The sequence below is a fragment of the Bradyrhizobium sp. HKCCYLRH1034 genome, from assembly GCF_051168375.1.
In the GTDB taxonomy this organism is placed as follows: domain Bacteria; phylum Pseudomonadota; class Alphaproteobacteria; order Rhizobiales; family Xanthobacteraceae; genus Bradyrhizobium.
Window position 1 is genome coordinate 148,487 of the sequence record NZ_JBNPUW010000015.1, and the last position, 20,616, is coordinate 169,102.

The window sequence follows — 20,616 nt, forward strand, 5'->3', positions numbered from 1 at the left end:
TGATTCGGATGAGCCTTGTCACGAAGATCGGTTGGGTTGCGGCGTTGTCGCTGGTGACGTTGGCATCCGCCCGGGCCGACGACTTCAAGCTGTCCAACAACCAGCGCATCGCCTGCAGCCGCGGTCTCTCCGCCGGCAAGCTCAATACGGCCGTCTGCAAGTCCTACGCCTACCTCTTCAACGTGAAGACCTCGGAATATTTCCGCTGCCAGGTCTCACTGTCGCTGACCCGGGACAACAAGGAAGTCATCAACGTCCAGACCGACGGCGGCTGCACCAGGAAGCCGCGCGTGTTCGACACCGATTCCAAATATGAGTTCGACGCCACCGAGACCGAGCCGGCGAACACCAATTCCTTCTTCGGCAATGGCGGCTATTCGATCTGGGTGGCGGATACGACCCAGCAGAAGGTGCGCGGCTGCATGACGATCTCGTCCGGGCTCGGCTCGGACATCTCCAAGTGCCTCGACATGACGTTCCAGTGACCGGCGGCCTTGCGAGCGAGGCGGCCCGCTCCTCTGGGCTGCACCTGCGGTTCAAGCTGGTGGTGCTGTCAATGTAAGATTGAACGCGGGGCGCATCGGTCCCGGCCTCGCGCCGTGGGAGCGGGAGAGGCTGGTGCGCCAGTCTTTCGGATGGGTTGACCCCGCGCCCGCAGCCGTCCAATTTGCGGCAAAATCAATGGGAGGATCCATGCGCTTCTCGAAAATCTCTGGCACTGCAACCGGTTTCATTCTGGCAGCCGCCTGTCTGCTCGCGGCGCCAGCGGCGCAGGCCCAGAGCTTCATCAACGTGCTCACCGGCGGCACGTCGGGCGTCTACTATCCGCTCGGTGTCGCGATCGGGAAGATCTACGGCGACAAGATCCCCAATGTGAAAACCCAGGTGCAGGCGACCAAGGCCTCCGTCGAGAACCTGATCCTGCTGCAGCAGGGCCGCGGCGAGCTCGCCTTCGCGCTCGGCGACTCCCTGAAGGCCGCCTGGAACGGCGAGGAGGAGGCCGGTTTCAAGACCAAGCTGGACAAGCTGCGCACGATCGGCGCGATCTATCCGAACTACATCCAGATCGTCGCGACGGCCGAGTCCGGCATCAAGACGCTGGCGGATCTCAAGGGCAAGAGTCTGTCGGTCGGCGCGCCGAAGTCCGGCACCGAGCTCAACTCGCGCGCGATCCTCGCCGCCGCCGGCATGAGCTACAAGGATCTCGGCAAGGTGGAGTATCTGCCGTTCGCCGAATCGGTCGACCTGATGAAGAACCGGCAGCTCGGCGCCACCTTGCAGTCGGCTGGCCTTGGCGTCGCATCGTTGAAGGATCTGTCGACCTCGTCGCCGATCACCGTGGTGTCGGTGCCGAAGGAGGTCGTCGACAAGATCGGGCCCCCGTTCGTCGCGGCGACCATCCCGGCCAACACCTATACCGGCCAGGACAAGGACGTGCCGACCGCGGCCGTGATCAACTATCTCGTCACCAGCTCGGCGGTATCCGACGATCTCGCCTATCAGATGACCAAGCTGATCTTCGAGTCGCTGCCGGAGCTCGCCAATGCGCACGCCGCCGGCAAGGAGATCAAGCTGGAGACGGCGGCGCAGGACAGCCCGGTGCCGCTGCACCCCGGCGCGATCCGCTACTACAAGGAAAAGGGCATCCTGAAATAAGGACGCTGCTCGCCCGGCCTGCCTTGTAGGCCGGATCATTCGCAACCGGCTGCGTGGGAAACATTCCGCGCAGTCTTGTCGTTCAGGTGATTGCGGCCATGGTCAGCAGCGCCTGATGGGCGCGTTGGGGGGATCATGACGATCGAAGCCGTGAACATGGAAACGCCGGTCAAGGTCGAGTTCGACAATTTCGAGCACGGCTTTCCGGAAGGCTTCGGCCCCGGCCGCTGGGGCTATCTCGCCTACGGCATCGGGCTCGCCTTTGCGATATTCCAGCTCTACGTCGCCGCCTTCAACTATCTGCCGAGCCAGGTCGTGCGCGGCGTCCATGTCGGCTTCCTGCTGCTGCTGACCTTCGGCCTGATCGGCAACTTCACCGCCAAGACCGACGCCGGGCGCATCGCCGGCTGGACCATCGGCGCCATCGGCTTCCTGTGCGGCCTCTATCAGTGGATCTTCTATGCGGACCTGATCGCGCGCGACGGCGATCCGACGCGCACCGATCTCGTGGTCGGAACCCTGCTGGCGATACTGATTTTCGAGGGCACGCGCCGGCTGATGGGACTCGCGCTGCCGCTGATGTGCGGCGCCTGCCTGTTGTACTGGTTCTTCGGCCAGTATCTGCCGGCGCCGCTCAACCATCGCGGCTATGATTTCGATCAGGTGATTACACACCTCTCCTTCGGCACCGAGGGCTTCTACGGCGTGCCGATCTACGTCTCGGCGACCTACATCTTCCTGTTCATCCTGTTCGGCTCGTTCCTCGAGCATGCTGGCATGATCCAGCTGTTCACCGACGTCTCGCTCGGCCTGTTCGGTCGCACCCGCGGCGGTCCTGCCAAGGTCGCGGTGTTCGCCTCCGGCATGATGGGCACGATCTCCGGCTCGGGCGTCGCCAATGTCGTCACTGTCGGCCAGTTCACGATTCCGCTGATGATCCGGTTCGGCTACCGCCGCGCCTTTGCGGCCGGCGTCGAAGCCACCGCGTCGATGGGCGGACAGATCATGCCGCCCGTGATGGGCGCGGTCGCCTTCATCATGGCCGAAACCCTGGGCGTCGACTACTCGGTGATCGTCAAGGCGGCGGTCATTCCAGCCATTCTCTATTTCGCCTCGGCGTTCTGGATGGTGCATCTGGAGGCCGGCAAGCACGGCCTGACCGGCATGAAGCCGTCGGAGATCCCGAGCGCCTGGAAGGCGCTGGTGGCGCGCTGGTATCTCGTGCTGCCGCTCGCCGCGCTGGTCTACATGCTGTTCGAGGGGTTCACGCCGCTGTATGCGGGCTCGATGGGACTCGCGCTGACGGTGGCGCTGATCCTGGGCACCTCGATCACCATGGGCTTCTCCAACCAGGTGCTGCGCTACGTCTTCTGGATCGGGCTCGCGCTCGTCGTCGGCGCGCTGTCGCGCAACGGCCTGCAGATCATTCCCGTCGCCTCCGTCGTCGTCGCGCTCATCGTCATCACCGGCTTCGTGCGCGGCGGAATGGGCACCTTGCACGCCTGCCGCGATTCCCTGGCCGAAAGTGCGAAGTCGGCGCTGACCGTCGGCATGGCCTGCGCCATCGTCGGCGTCATCATCGGCATGATGACGCAGACCGGCGTCGGCTCGATCTTCGGAGGCTGGGTGATCGGCCTCGGCAAGACCAGCCTGTTCGCGGCGCTGATCATGACCATGCTGCTGTCGATCCTGCTCGGCACCGGCATCCCGACCATCCCGACCTACATCATCACCGCGGCACTGGCGGCCCCCGCGCTCGCCAAGCTGGGCGTGCCCCTGATCGCGAGCCACATGTTCGCGTTCTACTACGGCATCATGGCCGACCTTTCGCCGCCGGTCGCGCTGGCCGCGCTGGCGGCCGCCCCGATCGCCAAGGAGAATCCCGACAAGATCGGCTGGGAGGCGATGCGGATCGCGCTCGCCGGCTACGTCATTCCGTTCCTGTTCGTCTACTCGCCCGCGCTGATGCTGCAGCCGGGTGACCCGATGGAGGCGCAACTCGGCTTCATCGGCGCGGTGGCGTATGCCTCCGTCAAGGCGCTGATCTCGATCGGCCTGTTCGGCATGGTGGCGATCGGCTTCCTGTACGTGCGCATGACCCTGGTCGAGCGCTTGCTGGCGTTTGTCGCGTCCGTCTGCCTGCTCGGCGAATTTCCCTACAGTGACGTGCTGGGATTTGCCCTGGCGGTGGTGATCGTGGCGTGGCAGTGGCGGCAGCGGCCGCCGGCTGCCGTGGCGGCCTCCGCTTGAGCCTCTGCCTCGCGTCATCGGGTGTGGTGAAGGCGCTGACGCTCGCCGGATTCACTTTGGCTTGGACCCACTCGGTTGAGAAGACCGCGTGGCAGGAGGATTGGCGCGTCACGGCCGATGGTCTCGAACTGGTGCAGGCGCGCGTCAAGGGCTCGGGCGCGGGCATGGAGCCGCCGCCGGAGGCGCGGCTGGTCGACGGCTGGTTCCAGTGGCAGACCCAGCGGGGGCCGCTGTCGCGGATCGTGCTCGCCAATTCCGGCGCGGCCGGCGAGTGGCGCATCTGCGCGGACGGGCAATGCCGGACGCTGTCGGACATCTTCGGCCATGACATCGGCGCAGCGACCATCACGATGAGCGCCTGTACCGAATAACGAATAAGCGACGGGAGAACGCGATGGATCGTCTCAGGGGCAAGGTGGCGCTGGTGGTCGGTGCGGGCTCGATCGGGCCGGGCTGGGGCAACGGCAAGGCCACGGCCGTGACCTTTGCGCGACAGGGCGCCAAGGTGTTCTGCGTCGACCGCAACAAGGCCGCCGCCGCGGAGACCGCCTCGATCATTTCAGGCGAAGGCGGGCAGGCCGAGGCGTTCACCGCCGATGTCTCGAAGGCCGTCGAGGTCGAGGCGATGGTGAAGGCTTGCGTTGCCGCCTATGGCCGTATCGACGTGCTCGACAACAATGTCGGCATCGCCGAGATGGGCAGCGTCGTCGATGTCGAGGAGGCCGAGTGGGATCGCGTGTTCGCGGTCAACCTCAAGAGCGCCTATCTCGCCATGAAGCACGTCATTCCGGTGATGATCGGGCAGGGCGGCGGCTCCATCATCAACATCTCTTCTGTCGCCTCGATCCGCCAGGTCGGCATCTCCTATGTCAGCTATGGCGCCAGCAAGGCGGCGATGAACCAGATGACGCGCACGACCGCGGTCGAGTTCGCGCCGAAGCACGTCCGCGTCAATGCGATCCTGCCCGGGCTCATGAAGACGCCGATGGTCGAGCACTCAGCGGGGCTGGCCGCGAGCTACGCCAAGGGCGATGTCGAGGAGATGTGGCGCAAGCGTGATGCGCAGGTGCCGATGGGGCACATGGGCGACGCCTTCGACGTCGCCCATGCCGCCTTGTTCCTCGCCTCCGACGAGTCGCGCTATGTCACCGGCACCATGCTGGTGGTGGATGGCGGGCTGACCTGCCGGAGTTAGGTCTCGCCGCGCGCGTCATTGCGAGCAACGCGATGTGTCCGCCGTCGCTCGAAGAGCGAAGGCGGAAGTCTCCAGGAAGCCCTGGATTGCTTCGTCGCCTTCGGCTCCTCGCAATGACGCGTGTTACAGGAGAGATCAGCGCTGCGGCTATTGCGCCATCGCCAGCATGCCGCCTGCAATCGCATGCCACGTCGAGGTCATGCTGATCGGCCAGTTCAGGAGCTTCACGGCGATCAGCGCCAGCCCGCCATAGACGTAGACCCGGTGGACGCGTCCGAACGTGCGGCGGTCGTGGACGATCGCGACGACGAGCAGCAGGTAGGCGACGAAGGCCGGTGGGATCGTCACGAACACCGGCGGCGGGCCGAGCGGGCCGGGCGGCGCCAGGAATGTCAGGAACCAGCGCGCCACGGCGGCGTCGAGCAGCGAGATGCCGGCGAGCAGCATCAGCCGCTTGTGCGTTTCCGGCCGGCGCAGATGGACAACCGCGAGCGCAAAGACCACGGCGAAGAAGGCGATGCCGCTGAGGGGCACGATGGCAAAGGCGATGCCCTCATTGGTCTGCCCCATCGCCGCGGAGCGCTTCATCGCCTCGATGGCAACGAGGAAGCCAAAGATCGTCATCGCCGTGGCGAGCGATACGCCGAAGATGCCGAGCGAGCGGTGCCACGCCGTGCGTCGGGATGCAGCAAGCCAGCTCTGCAGCGCAAAATACAGAGTCCAGGTGAAGAACAGGAAGCCGTGGAAATGAATCACGGGCGCGCCGGAGAATGAGCCGCGGGCCAGTGGCAGCCAGTAGGTCGGTGCGAAGCCGAGGATAGCCGTGGCCATGCAGGCCAGGGCCATGTTGAAATAGAAATAGCGCGCAGGGGACGCAACGACGCCGCGTGCGCGCGAATTGTCGGTCAGAATAGTCATGCGGTTGTGTCTGCGGGGACCGCAACAGGTTCAAATGGCGACCGAGGGCTTCGCCGGTGCGCGCATCCACAACATCGCGAGGGGACTGCGCGGCACGATCACCCGCATTTTTGCCGGGGCCGCAATCAGTTCGCGAGCGCCCGTCCGCAAGGATCCCCTTATGCAGGAAAGAACTGTCGCAGCGCTGCTGCCGCTGTATAGTTGAAGTCGCCGCGGAGGCGGTTACGCCCCGCGCGCCGTGCCGGATCGCCCACGACCTGAGAGAGCCATCTGTCTTGACCGCATCCGTCTCCTCATGGGCTGCAGCAGATCGCCGGGATGGGATGCTGTGCCTCGCTGCGCTTGTCACGCTCGGATGGCTGGTCTCGACCCAGGCCCATGCGGTCGGCGCGGCCGAGCCCGGCAAGGAGCCGGCGGTGGATGCCGGTGCCTGTATGGCGGCCTCGGAGGCGCGCGATGGCGACAAGGTGCTCACCGAATGCGGCGCCGTGATCGACAATCCCAAGGCCGCGAGGGCCGACCGCATCAACGCGCTGATCGCGCGCGCCTCGATCTTCATCACCAGGGGTGAGATCGATCGCGCCATCGCCGACTACGGCGTTACCTTGCAGCTCAACCCGACGCTCGCCAGCATCTTCAATGCGCGCGGCGAACTGCATCGCAAGAAGGGCGACCGTCCGAAGGCGCTGGCCGATTTCGCCGCGGCGCTGCGGCTCAATCCGGATCACGCCAGTGCCCGCAGCAACTACCACGCGCTCGCAGTGGAGCTCGAGCGCCTGGGCGCGCAGATGGCCGTCGCGGGCAGGCCGAGCTTCAATTGCGCCATGGCGCGGCGCGCCGTGGAGAAGGCGATCTGCGCCGATCCGGAGCTCGCCAATCTCGATCGCGAGATCGACGGCGCGCAGGCCCGCGTCGTTCGCGAGGCGGCCGGCCCCGCCGCGGCACGCGCCCTGCAGCGCGAGCAGGACGCGTTCATCGCGCGGCGCAACGCCGGCTTTGGCAAGCCCGGCTACGATCTCAAGAAGGCGATGCAGGACCGCCTGCGGCGGCTGAACGGCGTCGACGGCTATTGACCATCGGCGTGGCCGCTTGAACCGGGTTCCGGCCGGAGACGACAACGGGGGAGATCAGCGTCTCACCCGCAACAGTCGAAATTCGAGCCGAGTCCATGCCGATGCACGCTTTCATTCGTTCGATTTCATCCTGCTCATCCTACCTCGCGCTGGGTCTTGCAGCCGGTCTTGTCCTTGGCCTCGGGGCCCAGCCTGCATTCGCCGCGGACCCCGAATGCGCTTTGGGCAGCAAGGCGCCCCCGTCCGAGCTCATCACCGCCTGCTCGACCGCAATCGAGCAGGCATCGAGTTCGCCGAAGGATCAATCCATCGCCTTGGTTGCCCGCGCCGATGCCCGTGCGCGTACCTCGGGCGGCCTGACCCAGGCCCTGAAGGACCTCGACCGTGCCATCGCGCTCGACGGCAAGAATGCGCGCGCCTATCGGCTGCGTGGCGACCTGATGCGCGAAGCCGGTGGCGATGCCGGCAGGGCGGCGGCCGATCTGAGCATGGCGATCTCGCTCGATCCGAATGACGCCGAAGCCTATGAGCTGCGTGGCGTTGTCTATACCGAGCAGCGCCGTCTTGATCGCGCTCTGGCCGACTACGACCAGGCGATCCGGCTGAAGCCCGACTACGCGCAGGCCTTTGCCGACCGCGGCGTCGCCTTCTACCTGCGCGGCGACAACGAGAAGGCCGTGCGCGACTATGACGAGGCGATCCGGCTCGACCCGAAACGGCCGCGCACATTCACCAACCGTGCCGCGGCCTACAAGAAGCTCGGCCAGATGGACAAGGCGCTGGCCGATGACGATGAGGCGATCCGGCGCGATCCGAAGGTGTCGGAATATTACGACAATCGTGGCCTCACCTACGCCGCCATGAAGGAGTACGACAAGGCGATCGCCGATTATGATCAGGCGATCAGGATGGAGCAGCGGGCAAATTTCTTCACCAACCGCGGCGATTCCCATCAGTTCAAGGGCGAGCTCGGCGCGGCGCTCAGCGACTACGACGCCGCGCTGCGGCTCGATCCGAATTTCGCGCTCGCCTACAACAACCGGGCGGTGCTGTACAAGAAGATGGGCGAGCGCGCCAAGGCGCTGGCCGACTACGAGGCCGCGCTGCGGCTGGATCCCGGCAACGACAATGCCACCGCCGGCCGGCGCGTCATGCTGGCCGAGATCAAGAAGTTCGGCGCCGAGCCGCCGCGTCCGTTGAACGCGCCGTCAGAGCGAAGCGGTCCGTCGTTCGATTGCGCCACGGCCGCGCGCGAGGTCGAGAAGGTCATCTGCGCCGACCCGCAGCTCTCGGTGCTCGATCTCGGCATTTCCGAAAGCTATGCCCGGCGCTTGAAGTCCTCCCGCGGCCGCGCCGCTGCCGAGCTGCGCGGAACGCAGCGTGACTTCATCGCGGAGCGCAATGCCCGGTTCGGCAAGCCCGGCTACGACCTTCGTCTAGCCCTGCAGCGTCGCCTGGATACCCTCCGCGATGGAGCGCATTGATCCGGCCCGGAAAATGGCGCGGACGTCCGGGCCTGCCTGATCTGGATCAATTCATGACGGCTTGAACTGTCGCTTTGTCCCGTGACAATACTCGGGAATAAACACAGATCTTGGGGAAACGTCATGAGCGCTGCGAGCCGCTATCACGAGGTCCATGCACGGTCGCTGCAGGACCCGGAAGGGTTCTGGGCCGAGGCCGCCCGCGCGATCGACTGGATCGAGCCGGCCAAGACCATCTTCGATCCCGCGATGGGCGCCTACGGCCGCTGGTTTGCGGGGGCCGTCGTCAATACCTGCTACAACGCGCTCGACCGCCACGTCGCCGCCGGCCGCGGCGATCAACTGGCGCTGATCCACGATTCGCCGCTCGCCAGCTCGGTCACGAAGCTCACCTATGCCGAGATGCTGAAGGAGGTGCAGACGCTCGCCGCGATCATGCAGGATTTCGGCGTCGGCAAGGGCGACCGCGTCATCCTGTATATGCCCATGGTGCCCGAGGCGATGGTCGCGATGCTGGCCTGCGCGCGCATCGGCGCGGTGCATTCGGTGGTGTTCGGCGGCTTCGCGGCCAAGGAGCTCGCGACCCGCATCGACGACGCCACGCCCAAGCTCGTGCTGTCGGCGAGCTGCGGCATCGAGCCCGGCCGCATCGTGCAATACAAGCCTCTGCTCGATCAGGCGATCGAGCTCGCCGACAACAGGCCCAAGGCCTGCATCGTCCTGCAGCGTCCCGAGCATGTCTGCGAGCTGAAGCCCGGCCGCGATTACGACTGGGCGGCGCTGCGCAAATCTGCGCTCGCCAATGGCAAGCTGGCGCCGTGCGTGCCGGTGCTGGCGACCGATCCGCTCTACATCCTCTATACCTCCGGCACGACCGGCAAGCCGAAGGGCGTGGTGCGGGACAATGGCGGGCACCTCGTCGCGCTGAAATGGTCGATGGAGAATCTCTACGGCATCAAGCCGGGTGAGGTCTGGTGGTGCGCCTCCGACATCGGCTGGGTGGTTGGCCACAGCTACATCATCTACGGCCCGCTGATCCATGGCGCGACCTCGGTGATGTACGAGGGCAAGCCGGTCGGAACGCCCGATGCCGGCGCGTTCTGGCGCGTCATCAGCGATCATAAGGCGGTCGCTCTGTTTACCGCGCCCACGGCCTTCCGCGCCATCCGCAAGGAGGATCCGGAAGGTACTTTCTTGCGCAAATACGATCTATCGCATTTCCGCACCCTGTTCCTGGCCGGCGAGCGCGCCGATCCGCCGACGGTGGAATGGGCCGAGCAGCAATTGAAGGTGCCGGTGATCGATCATTGGTGGCAGACCGAGACCGGCTGGTGCATCGCCGGCAATCCGGTCGGCCTTGGCCTGTTGCCCGTGAAGCACGGCTCGCCGACGGTGCCGATGCCGGGCTACCAGGTCGACATCGTCGACGAGGCCGCCAAGCCCGTGCCCGCCAACACCATGGGCTCGATCGTGATCAAGCTGCCGATGCCGCCCGGCTGCCTGCCGACCCTGTGGCAGCAGGAGGACCGCTTCAAGGAATCCTATCTCAGCGAATTCCCCGGCTACTACAAGACCTCAGACGCCGGCTACAAGGATGAGGACGGCTATGTCTTCGTGATGGGCCGCACCGACGACATCATCAATGTCGCCGGCCACAGGCTGTCGACCGGCGGCATGGAAGAGATATTGGCCTCGCATCCCGACGTCGCGGAATGCGCCGTGCTCGGCATCAAGGATGCGATCAAGGGCGAGGTGCCGTGCGGCTTCATCGTGCTCAAGGCCGGTGTCTCGCGCAGCCCGTCGCAGATCGAAAAGGAGATCGTGGCGCTGGTACGCGACAAGCTCGGACCGGTCGCTGCGTTCAAGCTCGCCATCACCGTCGGCCGGTTGCCGAAGACGCGCTCCGGCAAGATCCTGCGCGGCACGATCAAGAAGATCGCCGACGGCGAGCAATGGAGCATGCCGGCCACGATCGAGGATCCCAAGGTGCTCGAGGAAATCGGCGAGGCGCTGAAGAGCCGCGTCTGACACGACGCCGCTGAACGTGCCCCGGGCTTGACCCGGGCGCCCATTCTCGTCAAGCAACGGCGTCAGACCAGCCCGATTGACGAGAATGGAACGTTCGATGCGACAGACCTCCGCCCGCCTGGCCCTGGTGCTGATGGCCGTATTTTCGCTCTCGGCCTGCGCCTCCCGCAACCAGGGTCCCGCGGTGGCGCTCGGCAATGACGACGATGATGCGGTCTGTCAGGCCGGTGGCAAGGTCGCGCCGGGCTCCGCCGAATATGTCGCCTGCCGCAAGGACCGCGACGTGCAGCGGCAGCGCGCCGAGGCACGTGCCGACCGCCGGCAGCGCGATCTCGGCGAATACATGATGAACCACCCCGACCGGCCCTGAGCGCCAGTGCAAGCGCCTCTCATGGCGCGTGACTTCGATGCAACAGTTGCGTGACATCGGCGCTGCAACAATGCCGATTGATTGAGATCAAATCCAACTCCATGGCGTCCCTGCCACATCTGTGACCGCAAGGCGCGGCCGTGCCCGCGCAGATGTTGCTCAAGGGTGGCTATGGGGATCTCGATGAACAGGATGTTGAAACTCTCGTCGTCGCTGCTGGTGCTGGCGGCGATCTGCGGAGCCATGGGCTCGGCGCAAGCGGCCGACCTGCAGGCGGCGCCGGTCTACACCAAGGCGCCGGTGGTCGAGGCGTGGAATCCGTGGATGCTTCGTGTGCGCGCGCTCGGCGTGCTGCCGGATGCTGGCGGCTCCACCGTGAACGTGACCGGCGTGCCGGCGCTGTCGTCGCCGAACTCCGGCCTGTCGATCTCCAACTCGGTCGTGCCCGAGCTCGACATCAGCTACTTCTTCACCAAGAACATCGCGGCCGAGCTGATCCTCGGCGTCACCCGGCATTCCATCGGCGGCACCGGCTCGCTCGACGGCCTCAACATGGGCAAGGCCTGGCTGCTGCCGCCGACGCTGACCCTGCAATATCACTTCACCGATTTCGGCGCGTTCAAGCCGTATGTCGGCGCGGGTGTGAACTACACGGTCTTCTTCAACCAGAGCGCCGCGAACCAGGTGTGGAACGGTCTTGCCGTCACCAACCTGCACATCTCCAACCAGTGGGGCGCCGCGGTCCAGTTCGGCTTCGACTACATGCTCGACAGGCACTGGGGCCTGAACGTCGACGTCAAGAAGCTGTGGCTGCAGCCGAACTACTCGGCGACCGTCAACGGCGCAATTCCGGTCACCGGCCGCGCCAACATCGATCCGTGGCTGGTCGGCGTCGGCGTCACCTACAAGTTCTGATTTTTTCAGTTCCTCCCAAGACTGTCATGGCGCCGGCATTCCCGGCGCCATTTTTTTTGGACTGTTTGCGGGTCGCGAAGCTCGGGCTCGGGCCTGTAAAACAGGTGTCGTCCCGGCCTTGAGCCGGGACCCATACGCCGCAGCGGGAGTGAGGAAAGACGCGCTGAGTTACAGCCAGCTTGGGCCGTCACGCAATCCTGTGGTTATGGGTCCCTGCGTTCGCAGGGACGACACCGATGGTGGGGCAGTCGCGGGTGAATTGACCCGAGGACAGGAGGTGCCCGTCCTACTCCTCCTCGTCGTTCTGCTTCTTGCCGCCGATGGTCTTGAGCTTGGCGAACACGGCGTCGACGTTGAGATCGTCCTCATCGCGGCCCGCCGGCTCGTACTCGTCCTTGCGCGTGGTCTCGGAGGCCGGGAGCAGGGTGGCGCCGCTGTAATTGGCGTCGAGCGGCTTTTCCTTGGCGGCACGCTGGACCTCGAAGTCGAGCTCGATCTGCGAGCACAGGCCGAGCGTCACCGGATCCATCGGCGTCAGTGTCTGCGCGTTCCAATGGGTGCGGTCGCGCACGCTCGCGATCGTGGTCTTGGTGGTGCCGACCAGGCGCATGATCTGGGCGTCCTTGAGCTCGGGATGGTTCCGCACCAGCCAGAGAATGGCGCTCGGGCGCTCGTGGCGGCGCGAGACCGGGGTGTAGCGGGGGCCCTTGCGCTTGGGCTGCGGCGGCAGCACCACCTTGCTCTCCTGCAGCCGGAGCCGGTAATTCGGGTCGCGCTCGGCCTTCTCGATCTCCTCGCGGGTGAGCTGCCCGGTCGAGATCGGATCCATGCCCTTGATGCCCTGGGCGGCGTCCCCGTCGGCAATGGCGCGCACCTCCAGCGGGTGCATCTTGGTGAAATCGGCGACCTGGTCGAAGGTCAAGGCGGTATTGTCGACCAGCCACACGGCAGTTGCCTTCGGCATCAGCGGGGCGTTGCTCATGGCAAATCTCCTTTGTGCTCCGCCCCGGCCCTGGAGGCGAAACCTGCGGTCATCGGCGATGACGGGAATTGGCCCTATATAAGCCGTCCCGGGGGCAGGGCGCAATGGCCTGGAGAAAACGGCCTTGACAGCGCTCGAAAGCAGTCCCAAGTCCTACCCAAACGAGTGTCAGACCCAAGTTCTTCGCGTATCGACCGCCCCCGCTTGCCGGCCCGGGGGTCCGTGGTCGCCGAAACCAGCCCGCATAGATCAGCTCAGACCAGCCCCATGGCAGCCAAACCAGACCTCAAAATCGTGCTTTGCTCGCCGCGCGGCTTCTGCGCCGGCGTGGTGCGCGCCATCGACACCGTGGAACGGGCGCTCGCCATCTATGGCGCCCCGGTCTATGTCCGCCACGAGATCGTGCACAACAAATACGTCGTCGACAGCCTGAAGACCAAGGGCGCCATCTTCGTCGAGGAACTGGCGGAGATTCCCGACAGTACCAACGCACCGGTGGTGTTCTCGGCCCATGGCGTGCCGAAATCGGTTCCGGCCGAGGCCCAGGCGCGCAACTTCTTCTCCCTGGACGCGACCTGCCCGCTGGTGACCAAGGTCCACCGCGAGGCGGCGATCCACTTCAAGCGCGGCCGCGAGATCCTGCTGATCGGCCATTCGCACCATCCGGAGGTGGTCGGCACCGTCGGCCAGCTTCCGGCCGGCGCCGTGACGCTGATCGAGACCGCCGAGGACGCGGCGACCTTCACCCCGAAAGACCCCAACAACCTCGCTTTCGTCACCCAGACCACGCTGTCGATCGACGACACCAAGGATATCGTCGCGATCCTCAAGGGCCGTTTCCCGAACATCTCGGGCCCGCACAAGGAAGACATCTGTTACGCCACCACCAACCGCCAGCTGGCGGTCAAGAAGGTGGCCCCGGTGGTCGATGCGCTGATCGTGGTCGGTGCGCCGAACTCGTCGAACTCGCAGCGCCTGCGCGAGGTCGCCGAGCGCGAGGGCTGCCCGATTGCCGTGCTGGCGCAGCGCGCCTCGGACATCGACTGGGCGCGCTTCGAGGGCATCAAGAGCCTCGGCATCACAGCCGGCGCCTCGGCGCCGGAGGTGATCGTCGAGGAGATCATGGGCGCCTTTGCCGAGCGCTACGTGCTCCATGTCGAGACGGTCTCTGCGGCGGAAGAGAACGAATTCTTCCCGCTGCCGCGCTCGCTCCGGCCGGAAGCGGCAGCCGAGTAAGTCGGCCGGTTCTTTTCCGCCCTCGGCGGCCTCTCGGCCTTGAACGCGGCGCCCGCATGCGCGATGAAGGGCGCTACGGGCCTGTTCGGTGACGAAGTTCGCATCGGAGAGGCGGGGGCAGGCGAACTTCGATAACTGGGATAGCGCATGGCGGTCTATACCGACGTCGCCGCCGACGAGCTTGCGGATTTCATCAAGACCTACGACATCGGCGAGCTGCTCTCTTACAAGGGCATCGCCGAAGGGGTCGAAAACTCCAACTTCCTGCTCCACACCACCAAGGGCTCCTTCATCCTCACGCTGTACGAGAAGCGCGTGGCGGTGGATGACCTGCCGTATTTTCTGGGCCTGATGGCCCACCTCGCCGAGCGCGGCGTGAGCTGTCCGCAGCCCGCCCGCAACCGCGACGGGGCGGTGTATTCGAGCCTGTCCGGCCGGCCCGCGGCGATCATCAACTTCCTGGAAGGCATGTGGCCGCGCAAGCCGAACGTCACCCACTGCGCCGGCGTCGGCGCGGCGCTGGCGCAGATGCATCTGGCCGGACGCGACTTCCCGCTGGTGCGCAAGAATCCGCTCTCGGTCGCCGGCTGGCGGTCGTTGTTCGCGCAGGCCGCCGACCGCGCCGACACGGTGCAGGCCGGCCTCTCCGCGCTGCTCTCCGCCGAGCTCGATCATCTCGGGCGCTCCTGGCCGACGCATCTGCCGGAAGGCGTCATCCACGCCGACCTGTTCCCGGACAACGTGTTCTTCCTCGGCGACAAGCTCTCGGGGCTGATCGACTTCCCGTTCTCCTGCAACGACATTCTGGCGTATGACGTCGCGATCTGCCTCAACGCCTGGTGCTTCGAGGCCGATCATTCGCTGAACGTCACCAAGGCGCGCGCCTTCTTCAACACCTATGGCCGCGTCCGGCCGCTGTCGGAGGCCGAGCTGGAGGCGCTGCCGCTGCTGGCGCGCGGCGCCGCGATCCGCTTCCTGCTGACGCGGCTGGTGGACTGGCTCAACGTGCCTCCCGGCGCGCTGGTGAAGCCCAAGGATCCGCTCGAATATGTCCGCAAGCTGCGCTTCCACCAGGCGGTGACCAGCGTGCGCGACTATGGCATCGGCGGAGCATTGGCGTGAGCGAGCATCCGGTCGTCAGCATCTACACCGATGGCGCCTGCTCGGGGAATCCGGGGCCGGGCGGCTGGGGCGCGATCCTGCGCTTCGGCGACAACGAAAAAGAGCTGAAGGGCGGCGAGCCGCACACCACCAACAACCGCATGGAGCTGATGGCCGCAATCTCGGCGCTGGAGGCGCTGAAGAAGTCGTGCCAGGTCGAGCTCTACACCGACAGCCAATATGTCCGGCAGGGCATCACCGGATGGATCCACGGCTGGAAGCGCAATGGCTGGAAGACCGCCGACAAGAAGCCGGTCAAGAACGCCGAGCTGTGGCAGCGGCTCGACGCGGCGCTGAAGCCGCACAAGGTCAACTGGCACTGGGTCAAGGGCCACGCGGGCCACCCGGAGAACGAGCGTGCCGATCAGCTCGCACGCGATGGCGTGGCTATGGCCAGGATGCAGAAGAACGTGCGGGGCTGACGGGTTGGTTAACCGAATCATCGCCCCACACTCGACTTTCGTCGCCCGGCTCGAGACCGGGCGATCCAGTACTCACCACCGGTCGTGTTCAATCGGCGTACTGGATATGAATCAGGGCGGGCCCCTAATTTGCACCGCGCCGATGCCAGGTCTCAACTGCCGCTGCGAAGAGCCGCTTATGTTCCTCCGAGTCGAATGCTCGGCGCGGAATCAAGAGGGCATTTCCGTTCTTCCCGGTGATTGTGACTAGCTCTGGCGTCTCTTCGATCGTGGATATCTCTCTCCAGCTCCATGCACGGCTCTTGTTGCCGATCTTGGTGTAGAGGCCATCTTCGCTGGCTGTGAGCTCTCGGTGCTGCGGCTTGAACATCAGCTGTGGGAAAGCGACGAGAAACGCCACGAAAACGCCAGCGGCAAGCAGGCCATAAAGCAGTTTTGCGTAATCATGCGGTGGCCAATGGCCATCCCAAATGAGTGCGAGCGCAATGAAGAAAAGAGCGGAATATGCGTGCAGCACCCAGAGTTTCTTGCGCCAGGCGCGCCAATACCAATCCCAGACCTCAGCCCGAGTACTGGCGTATTTCAGCGTGACGGCCATCTGAACTTTCGACGCTGGCGAGAGGCGGGGCGGGCTGGCGCAGATGTTCGTCGGTGATATCGTCGATGAGCTGCACCGGCGCTCAATCCCACCCGTTAGTCTTATTATTCAACCGTCATCGCCCGGCTTGACCGGGCGATCCAGCACTCACCGGCCGTCGTGTTCTGGCGATAGGCCGAGGCTTACTGGATTCCCCGCTTTCGCGGGGAATGACACTGGTGAGTCGGGAGGCGGTGTGCCTCGTATCGGAGGCCGGCGCGGCTTTACAGCTGCCCGAGCAGCGTGTCGCCGCCGGAAACCTCGACCTTGCCCGGCGCGGCTTCGAGGTTCAGCTTGGTGACCTTGCCGTCCTCGACCAGCATCGAATAGCGCTTGGAGCGGATGCCGAGGCCGGCGCCGGACGCGTCGAGCTCCATGCCGATCGCCTTGGTGAACTCGGCATTGCCGTCGGCCAGGAACACGGCCTCGTCGCGCTGGTCGGTGTCGCGCTTCCAGGCGTTCATGACGAAGGCGTCGTTGACCGAGACGATCGCGATGGTGTCGACGCCCTTGTCCTTCATCGCATAGGCGTTGAGGAAGATGCTGGGCAGATGCATCTTGTGGCAGGTGCCGGTGTAGGCGCCGGGCACCGCGAACAGCGCGACCTTCTTGCCCTTGAAGATGTCGTCGGTGGTTTTGACCTGCGGGCCTTCGCCGGTCATGATGCGGAATTGGGCCTGCGGCAGCTTATCGCCAACCTGGATGGTCATTCGAGTTACTCCTTCCCCTGGATGTGTCTTGCGCGGTGCGCGCTACACTATTCGGCGGGCCGGAAACGGCAACGGCCCGCCGTGATCACGTATCCGTCATCGCACGTCCCTCATCGCGCGCCGGGGCTTGCGGCGCCAATGGACTCAGGCCGCTGCTGCCGGCTTCTTCTTCTCGTCGCGCAGCTCCCGGCGCAGGATCTTGCCGACATTGGTCTTCGGCAGCTCGGTCCTGAACTCGATCTGCTTCGGCACCTTGTAGTTCGTGAGCTGCTCGTGGCAGTGCTTGATGATGTCCTCGGACGTGAGGTTGGGGTCCTTCTTCACCACGAACGCCTTGACGACCTCGCCGGTCTTCTCGTCCGGCAGCCCGATCACGGCGGTCTCCAGCACGCCCGGATGGGTCGCGATGACCTCTTCGACCTCGTTCGGATAGACGTTGAAGCCGGAGACCAGGATCATGTCCTTCTTGCGGTCCACGATCTTGACCGAGCCGTCCGCGGCCATGACGCCGACGTCTCCGGTGCGGAAGAAGCCGTCCGCCGTCATCACCTTGGCGGTCTCGTCGGGACGATTCCAGTAGCCTGCCATCACCTGCGGGCCCTTGGCGCAGATCTCGCCGGGTTGTCCCAGCGGCACTTCGTTGCCGTCGTCGTCGCGGATCGAGAGCCAGGTCGACGGCAGCGGCAGGCCGATGGTGCCGGTGAATTCCGTCGAGGTCGGCACGTTGCAGGTCAGCACCGGCGCGGTCTCCGACAGGCCGTAGCCTTCGGCGATGCTGCAGCCCGTCACCTGCTTCCACTGCTCGGCCACCGGGCGCTGCACGGCCATGCCGCCGCCGTTGGAGACCTTCAGCTTGGAGAAATCGATCTTGCGGAAGTCAGGATGATGCAGCAGGCCGTTGTAGAGCGTGTTGACGGCCGGGAAGGTGGTGACCTGATACTTCATGAGCTCCTTGATGAAGCCGGGGATGTCGCGCGGATTGGGGATCAAGAGATTGGCGCCGCCCGCGCGCACCGCGAGCAGGAAGCAGCAGGTCAGCGCGAAGATGTGGTAGAGCGGCAGCGCGCAGACGATCAGCAGCTGATCGACATGCGGCGGCTTGTCCATCACCGGCTGCAGCCACGCATCGTTCTGCAGCACGTTGGCGACGACGTTGCGGTGGAGCAGCGTGGCGCCCTTGGAGACGCCGGTGGTGCCTCCGGTATATTGCAGGAAGGCGACGTCGTCCGGACCGATGGTGGGCTTCTGGAAGCGCTTGCCGCGGCCGGCGGCGAGCGCATCGTTGAAGGGGACCGCGCCCGGCAGCGAGAACGCCGGCACCATCTTCTTCAGGCGGCGGACGACGAGGTTGACGATCACGCCCTTGAAGCCGAGCAGGTCGCCCATGCTGGCGACGACGATGTGCTTGACCTGGGTGTGGCCGACCACCTGCTGCACCGTGTGGGCAAAGTTCTCCAGCACGATGATCGCCTCGGCGCCAGAATCCTTGAGCTGGTGCTCGAGCTCGCGCGGCGTGTAGAGCGGGTTGACGTTGACGACCGCGTAGCCCGCGCGCAGCACCGCGGAGATCGCGATCGGATATTGCAGCACGTTCGGCATCATCAGCGCGACGCGCGCGCCCTTTGCCAGCCCCAGGCCCTGCAGATAAGCGCCCATCGCGACCGACATATCGTCGAGCTCGCGATAGCTGATCGCCTTGTCCATGCAGATGAAGGCGCGGCGATCGGCGAATTTCCTGAAGCTCTCTTCCAGCAGGTCGACGAGCGACGGGTATTTGCCCGGATCGATATCGGCGGGAACGCCGGCCGGATAGTGCTTGAGCCAGATGCGCTCCATGACCCTTCCTCTCTGATCGTCTCTTGTTCGTCTATCGGCAGCCGCCGGCCTCGCTCGGGCCGGCGGCGCCAATATCGAATTTCCGGCCGTTCAAGGCAAGCGGTCGGCGCGGCGACGAAAGGGGAGGGACGGGCGGTCCGGGCCGAGGGCCCGTGCCAATTGCTGGCTACCGCCGTATGCGACGCGCGGGATCAGCCGTCCTTCGGCGCGGGCTTGCCGTCCGTCTTCGGCTTTGCGGCAGCCTTGGGTTTGGCGGGCTTGGGCGCGTCGGAGCCGGCTTTTTCCGCCGTTTTTCCGCCGGCTTCGTGCTTGGCGGCGACGTGGCGGGCCGCGCCCGGCTTGGCCTCAGCCGGCTTGGCCTGCGGCTTCGCAGCGGCCTTCGCATCCGCATCGGTCTTGGCGGCGGTCCGGGTCGCCGCCTTGGCGTCCTTCCGGGCGGCGGCATGCGCCTTCTTGCCGCGGTGCTTGGTCGCGGTCTGCGCGTCGGCATCGGCGGCGACGGCGGCGATCAGCGCCGCGCCGGTGCGCGTCGGGCCGGTGTAGACCAGCACCGGCTCGGACGGGGCGGGCGCCGCCGCCAGCAGCTCGGACGGCTTCATGGTCGGCGTCTGCAGGCCGGCGAGCAGGGTGCCGCCGGTCGCTTCGCCGTCCGCACCGGCAATGGTGTCCTCGTCGTCGTCGCTGGCTGGTCGGTGGCGGCGGCCGTTGCACATGTCGTCGCGCAGGTTGGGCGGCGTCGCGTCGACGGGGGCCAGCTGATCGACCGTGCCCAGCGGCGACTTCAGCCAGCTCAACTGGTTGCCGTTGAAGCCGCGGTCCAGCATCTGGATCGCGCGCACGGCACGCATCTGTCCCGAGGAGGCGCCGAGCACCACCGCGATCAGGCGCTTGCCGTTGCGGGTCGCCGACGCCACGAGATTGTAGCCGGAGGCGCAGATGAAGCCGGTCTTGAAACCGTCGGCGCCGGGATAGCGCCCGATCAGCTTGTTGAAGTTCTGCACCACGCGGCGGCCGTAGCGGATCGACGGGATGTGGACGAAATATTCGTACTCCGGAAGATCGCGGATGATGGCGCGCGCCAGGATCGCGAGATCACGCGCCGAGGTGATCTGGCCGTCGGCAGGCAGTCCGTTCGGATTCACGTAGCTGGTCTGCGTCATGCCGAGCTTGCGGGCGGTGTCGTTCATCATCGCCGAGAAGCCGTCGATGGAGCCGCCGACGCCCTCGGCCAAGACCACCGCCATGTCATTGGCGGACTTCACCAGCATCATCTTCAGTGCGTTGTCGACGGTGACCTGCGTGCCGGGCCGATAGCCCATCTTCGACGGCGACTGTGATGCCGCGGTCGGTGAGACCGTGAACAGCGTGTCGAGCGTGATCCTGCCGTCCTTGACCGCCTTCAAGGTGACATAGGCCGTCATCAGCTTGGTGACCGATGCAGGATACCACGGATAGGTCGCGTTCTGCGCCTCCAGCACCTTGCCGGTGTCGGCTTCGACGAGCAGCAGCGCCTCGGCATGGGCCCAGCGCGGCGCGAGCACGAGAGCGGCAGCGAGAGCGATGATCTTGATCGGGGCGTAGCGGAACAACAGGCGAAGCGTCTGCACTGGTCTGGTCCGGTCCTTTGAGACCCGCCTCGCGCGGCGAGGTGGGCAAGCGGGCTTTCGGGTTTCAAGCGTGTCCGGCGCCGCTTTGGTTGCGGCAGGCCGCGAACCTATACCGGCTCGACGCTGGCGAACAGAG

20 protein-coding genes are annotated in these 20,616 nt (G+C 65.6%); 14 read left to right on the forward strand and 6 right to left on the reverse strand.

Translation table 11 applies throughout. The features are described 5' to 3' along the window. Positions 1 to 8 precede the first annotated feature (8 nt). The 5 genes from ACQR0W_RS28640 to ACQR0W_RS28660 all read left to right on the forward strand — a co-directional run bounded on the left by ACQR0W_RS28640 (position 9) and on the right by ACQR0W_RS28660 (position 5,101). Positions 9 to 485 carry a hypothetical protein gene (locus tag ACQR0W_RS28640; RefSeq protein ID WP_315716312.1) on the forward strand — a complete coding sequence of 159 codons (477 nt, stop codon included), beginning with the start codon at positions 9 to 11 and terminating at the stop codon, positions 483 to 485. A 208-nt stretch (positions 486 to 693) separates the two neighbouring features. Beyond that, the gene (locus ACQR0W_RS28645) at positions 694 to 1,656 is read left to right on the forward strand and encodes a TAXI family TRAP transporter solute-binding subunit (protein WP_315716311.1); all 963 of its coding nucleotides are present in this window, start codon (positions 694 to 696) and stop codon (positions 1,654 to 1,656) included. Positions 1,657 to 1,812: 156 nt separating this feature from the next. After that, positions 1,813 to 3,906 (forward strand): TRAP transporter permease, encoded by a 2,094-nt coding sequence (locus ACQR0W_RS28650; protein ID WP_316187200.1) that lies wholly within the window; start codon positions 1,813 to 1,815, stop codon positions 3,904 to 3,906. Next, entirely contained in the window at positions 3,903 to 4,277 is a 375-nt protein-coding gene (locus ACQR0W_RS28655) for a DUF1850 domain-containing protein (RefSeq protein ID WP_316170774.1), read from the forward strand. Before ACQR0W_RS28650 ends, ACQR0W_RS28655 begins: the two co-directional genes overlap by 4 nt. A 23-nt stretch (positions 4,278 to 4,300) precedes the next feature. Then, a complete protein-coding gene (locus ACQR0W_RS28660; RefSeq protein ID WP_316170775.1) occupies positions 4,301 to 5,101 on the forward strand; it encodes an SDR family NAD(P)-dependent oxidoreductase in 801 nt (266 codons plus the stop codon). Positions 5,102 to 5,248: 147 nt separating this feature from the next. On the opposite strand, the gene ACQR0W_RS28665 is transcribed toward ACQR0W_RS28660, so the two are convergent. After that, entirely contained in the window at positions 5,249 to 6,019 is a 771-nt protein-coding gene (locus tag ACQR0W_RS28665) for a hypothetical protein (protein WP_316170776.1), read from the reverse strand. A 34-nt stretch (positions 6,020 to 6,053) separates the two neighbouring features. On the opposite strand from ACQR0W_RS28665, the gene ACQR0W_RS28670 reads away from it, so the two are divergent. The 6 genes from ACQR0W_RS28670 (at position 6,054) to ACQR0W_RS28695 (ending at position 11,889) form a co-directional block, all read left to right on the forward strand. Continuing rightward, the gene (locus tag ACQR0W_RS28670) at positions 6,054 to 6,224 is read left to right on the forward strand and encodes a hypothetical protein (protein ID WP_316170777.1); all 171 of its coding nucleotides are present in this window, start codon (positions 6,054 to 6,056) and stop codon (positions 6,222 to 6,224) included. Positions 6,225 to 6,342: 118 nt separating this feature from the next. After that, complete coding sequence (locus tag ACQR0W_RS28675) at positions 6,343 to 7,092, forward strand: tetratricopeptide repeat protein (RefSeq protein ID WP_315758898.1); 750 nt, start codon at positions 6,343 to 6,345, stop codon at positions 7,090 to 7,092. 101 nt (positions 7,093 to 7,193) lie between these two features. Continuing rightward, positions 7,194 to 8,576, forward strand: coding sequence for a tetratricopeptide repeat protein (locus tag ACQR0W_RS28680; protein WP_410051256.1), 1,383 nt, complete (start codon positions 7,194 to 7,196; stop codon positions 8,574 to 8,576). A gap of 123 nt (positions 8,577 to 8,699) precedes the next feature. Further along, positions 8,700 to 10,604, forward strand: coding sequence for a propionyl-CoA synthetase (locus ACQR0W_RS28685; protein ID WP_315716306.1), 1,905 nt, complete (start codon positions 8,700 to 8,702; stop codon positions 10,602 to 10,604). Positions 10,605 to 10,701: 97 nt separating this feature from the next. Then, positions 10,702 to 10,974 carry a hypothetical protein gene (locus ACQR0W_RS28690; RefSeq protein WP_315716305.1) on the forward strand — a complete coding sequence of 91 codons (273 nt, stop codon included), beginning with the start codon at positions 10,702 to 10,704 and terminating at the stop codon, positions 10,972 to 10,974. Between the two features lie 183 nt (positions 10,975 to 11,157). After that, positions 11,158 to 11,889, forward strand: coding sequence for an OmpW/AlkL family protein (locus ACQR0W_RS28695; RefSeq protein ID WP_315751420.1), 732 nt, complete (start codon positions 11,158 to 11,160; stop codon positions 11,887 to 11,889). Between the two features lie 286 nt (positions 11,890 to 12,175). On the opposite strand, the gene ACQR0W_RS28700 is transcribed toward ACQR0W_RS28695, so the two are convergent. Beyond that, entirely contained in the window at positions 12,176 to 12,871 is a 696-nt protein-coding gene (locus tag ACQR0W_RS28700; RefSeq protein ID WP_316170779.1) for a DUF1013 domain-containing protein, read from the reverse strand. A 267-nt stretch (positions 12,872 to 13,138) separates the two neighbouring features. Between ACQR0W_RS28700 and ispH the strand changes: the two genes are divergently transcribed. The 3 genes from ispH to rnhA all read left to right on the forward strand — a co-directional run bounded on the left by ispH (position 13,139) and on the right by rnhA (position 15,690). Next, positions 13,139 to 14,107, forward strand: coding sequence for a 4-hydroxy-3-methylbut-2-enyl diphosphate reductase (gene ispH / locus ACQR0W_RS28705; protein ID WP_315716301.1), 969 nt, complete (start codon positions 13,139 to 13,141; stop codon positions 14,105 to 14,107). Positions 14,108 to 14,254: 147 nt separating this feature from the next. Continuing rightward, a complete protein-coding gene (locus ACQR0W_RS28710; RefSeq protein ID WP_316170780.1) occupies positions 14,255 to 15,229 on the forward strand; it encodes a homoserine kinase in 975 nt (324 codons plus the stop codon). Beyond that, positions 15,226 to 15,690 (forward strand): ribonuclease HI, encoded by a 465-nt coding sequence (gene rnhA / locus ACQR0W_RS28715; RefSeq protein WP_315826554.1) that lies wholly within the window; start codon positions 15,226 to 15,228, stop codon positions 15,688 to 15,690. The genes ACQR0W_RS28710 and rnhA overlap by 4 nt, the downstream gene beginning before the upstream one ends. Before the next feature lie 124 nt (positions 15,691 to 15,814). On the opposite strand, the gene ACQR0W_RS28720 is transcribed toward rnhA, so the two are convergent. The 4 genes from ACQR0W_RS28720 to ACQR0W_RS28735 all read right to left on the reverse strand — a co-directional run bounded on the left by ACQR0W_RS28720 (position 15,815) and on the right by ACQR0W_RS28735 (position 20,480). After that, positions 15,815 to 16,288, reverse strand: a complete 474-nt coding sequence (locus tag ACQR0W_RS28720; RefSeq protein WP_315826555.1) for a YcxB family protein — start codon at positions 16,286 to 16,288, stop codon at positions 15,815 to 15,817. Between the two features lie 263 nt (positions 16,289 to 16,551). Then, positions 16,552 to 17,037 (reverse strand): peroxiredoxin, encoded by a 486-nt coding sequence (locus tag ACQR0W_RS28725; RefSeq protein ID WP_316170781.1) that lies wholly within the window; start codon positions 17,035 to 17,037, stop codon positions 16,552 to 16,554. A gap of 144 nt (positions 17,038 to 17,181) precedes the next feature. After that, on the reverse strand, positions 17,182 to 18,873 hold the full coding sequence (locus ACQR0W_RS28730) for a long-chain fatty acid--CoA ligase (RefSeq protein ID WP_316170782.1): 1,692 nt from the start codon (positions 18,871 to 18,873) through the stop codon (positions 17,182 to 17,184). Positions 18,874 to 19,064: 191 nt separating this feature from the next. Beyond that, positions 19,065 to 20,480: a D-alanyl-D-alanine carboxypeptidase family protein gene (locus ACQR0W_RS28735; RefSeq protein ID WP_316170783.1), complete on the reverse strand. Its 1,416-nt coding sequence runs from the start codon at positions 20,478 to 20,480 to the stop codon at positions 19,065 to 19,067. Positions 20,481 to 20,616: the final 136 nt, after the last annotated feature.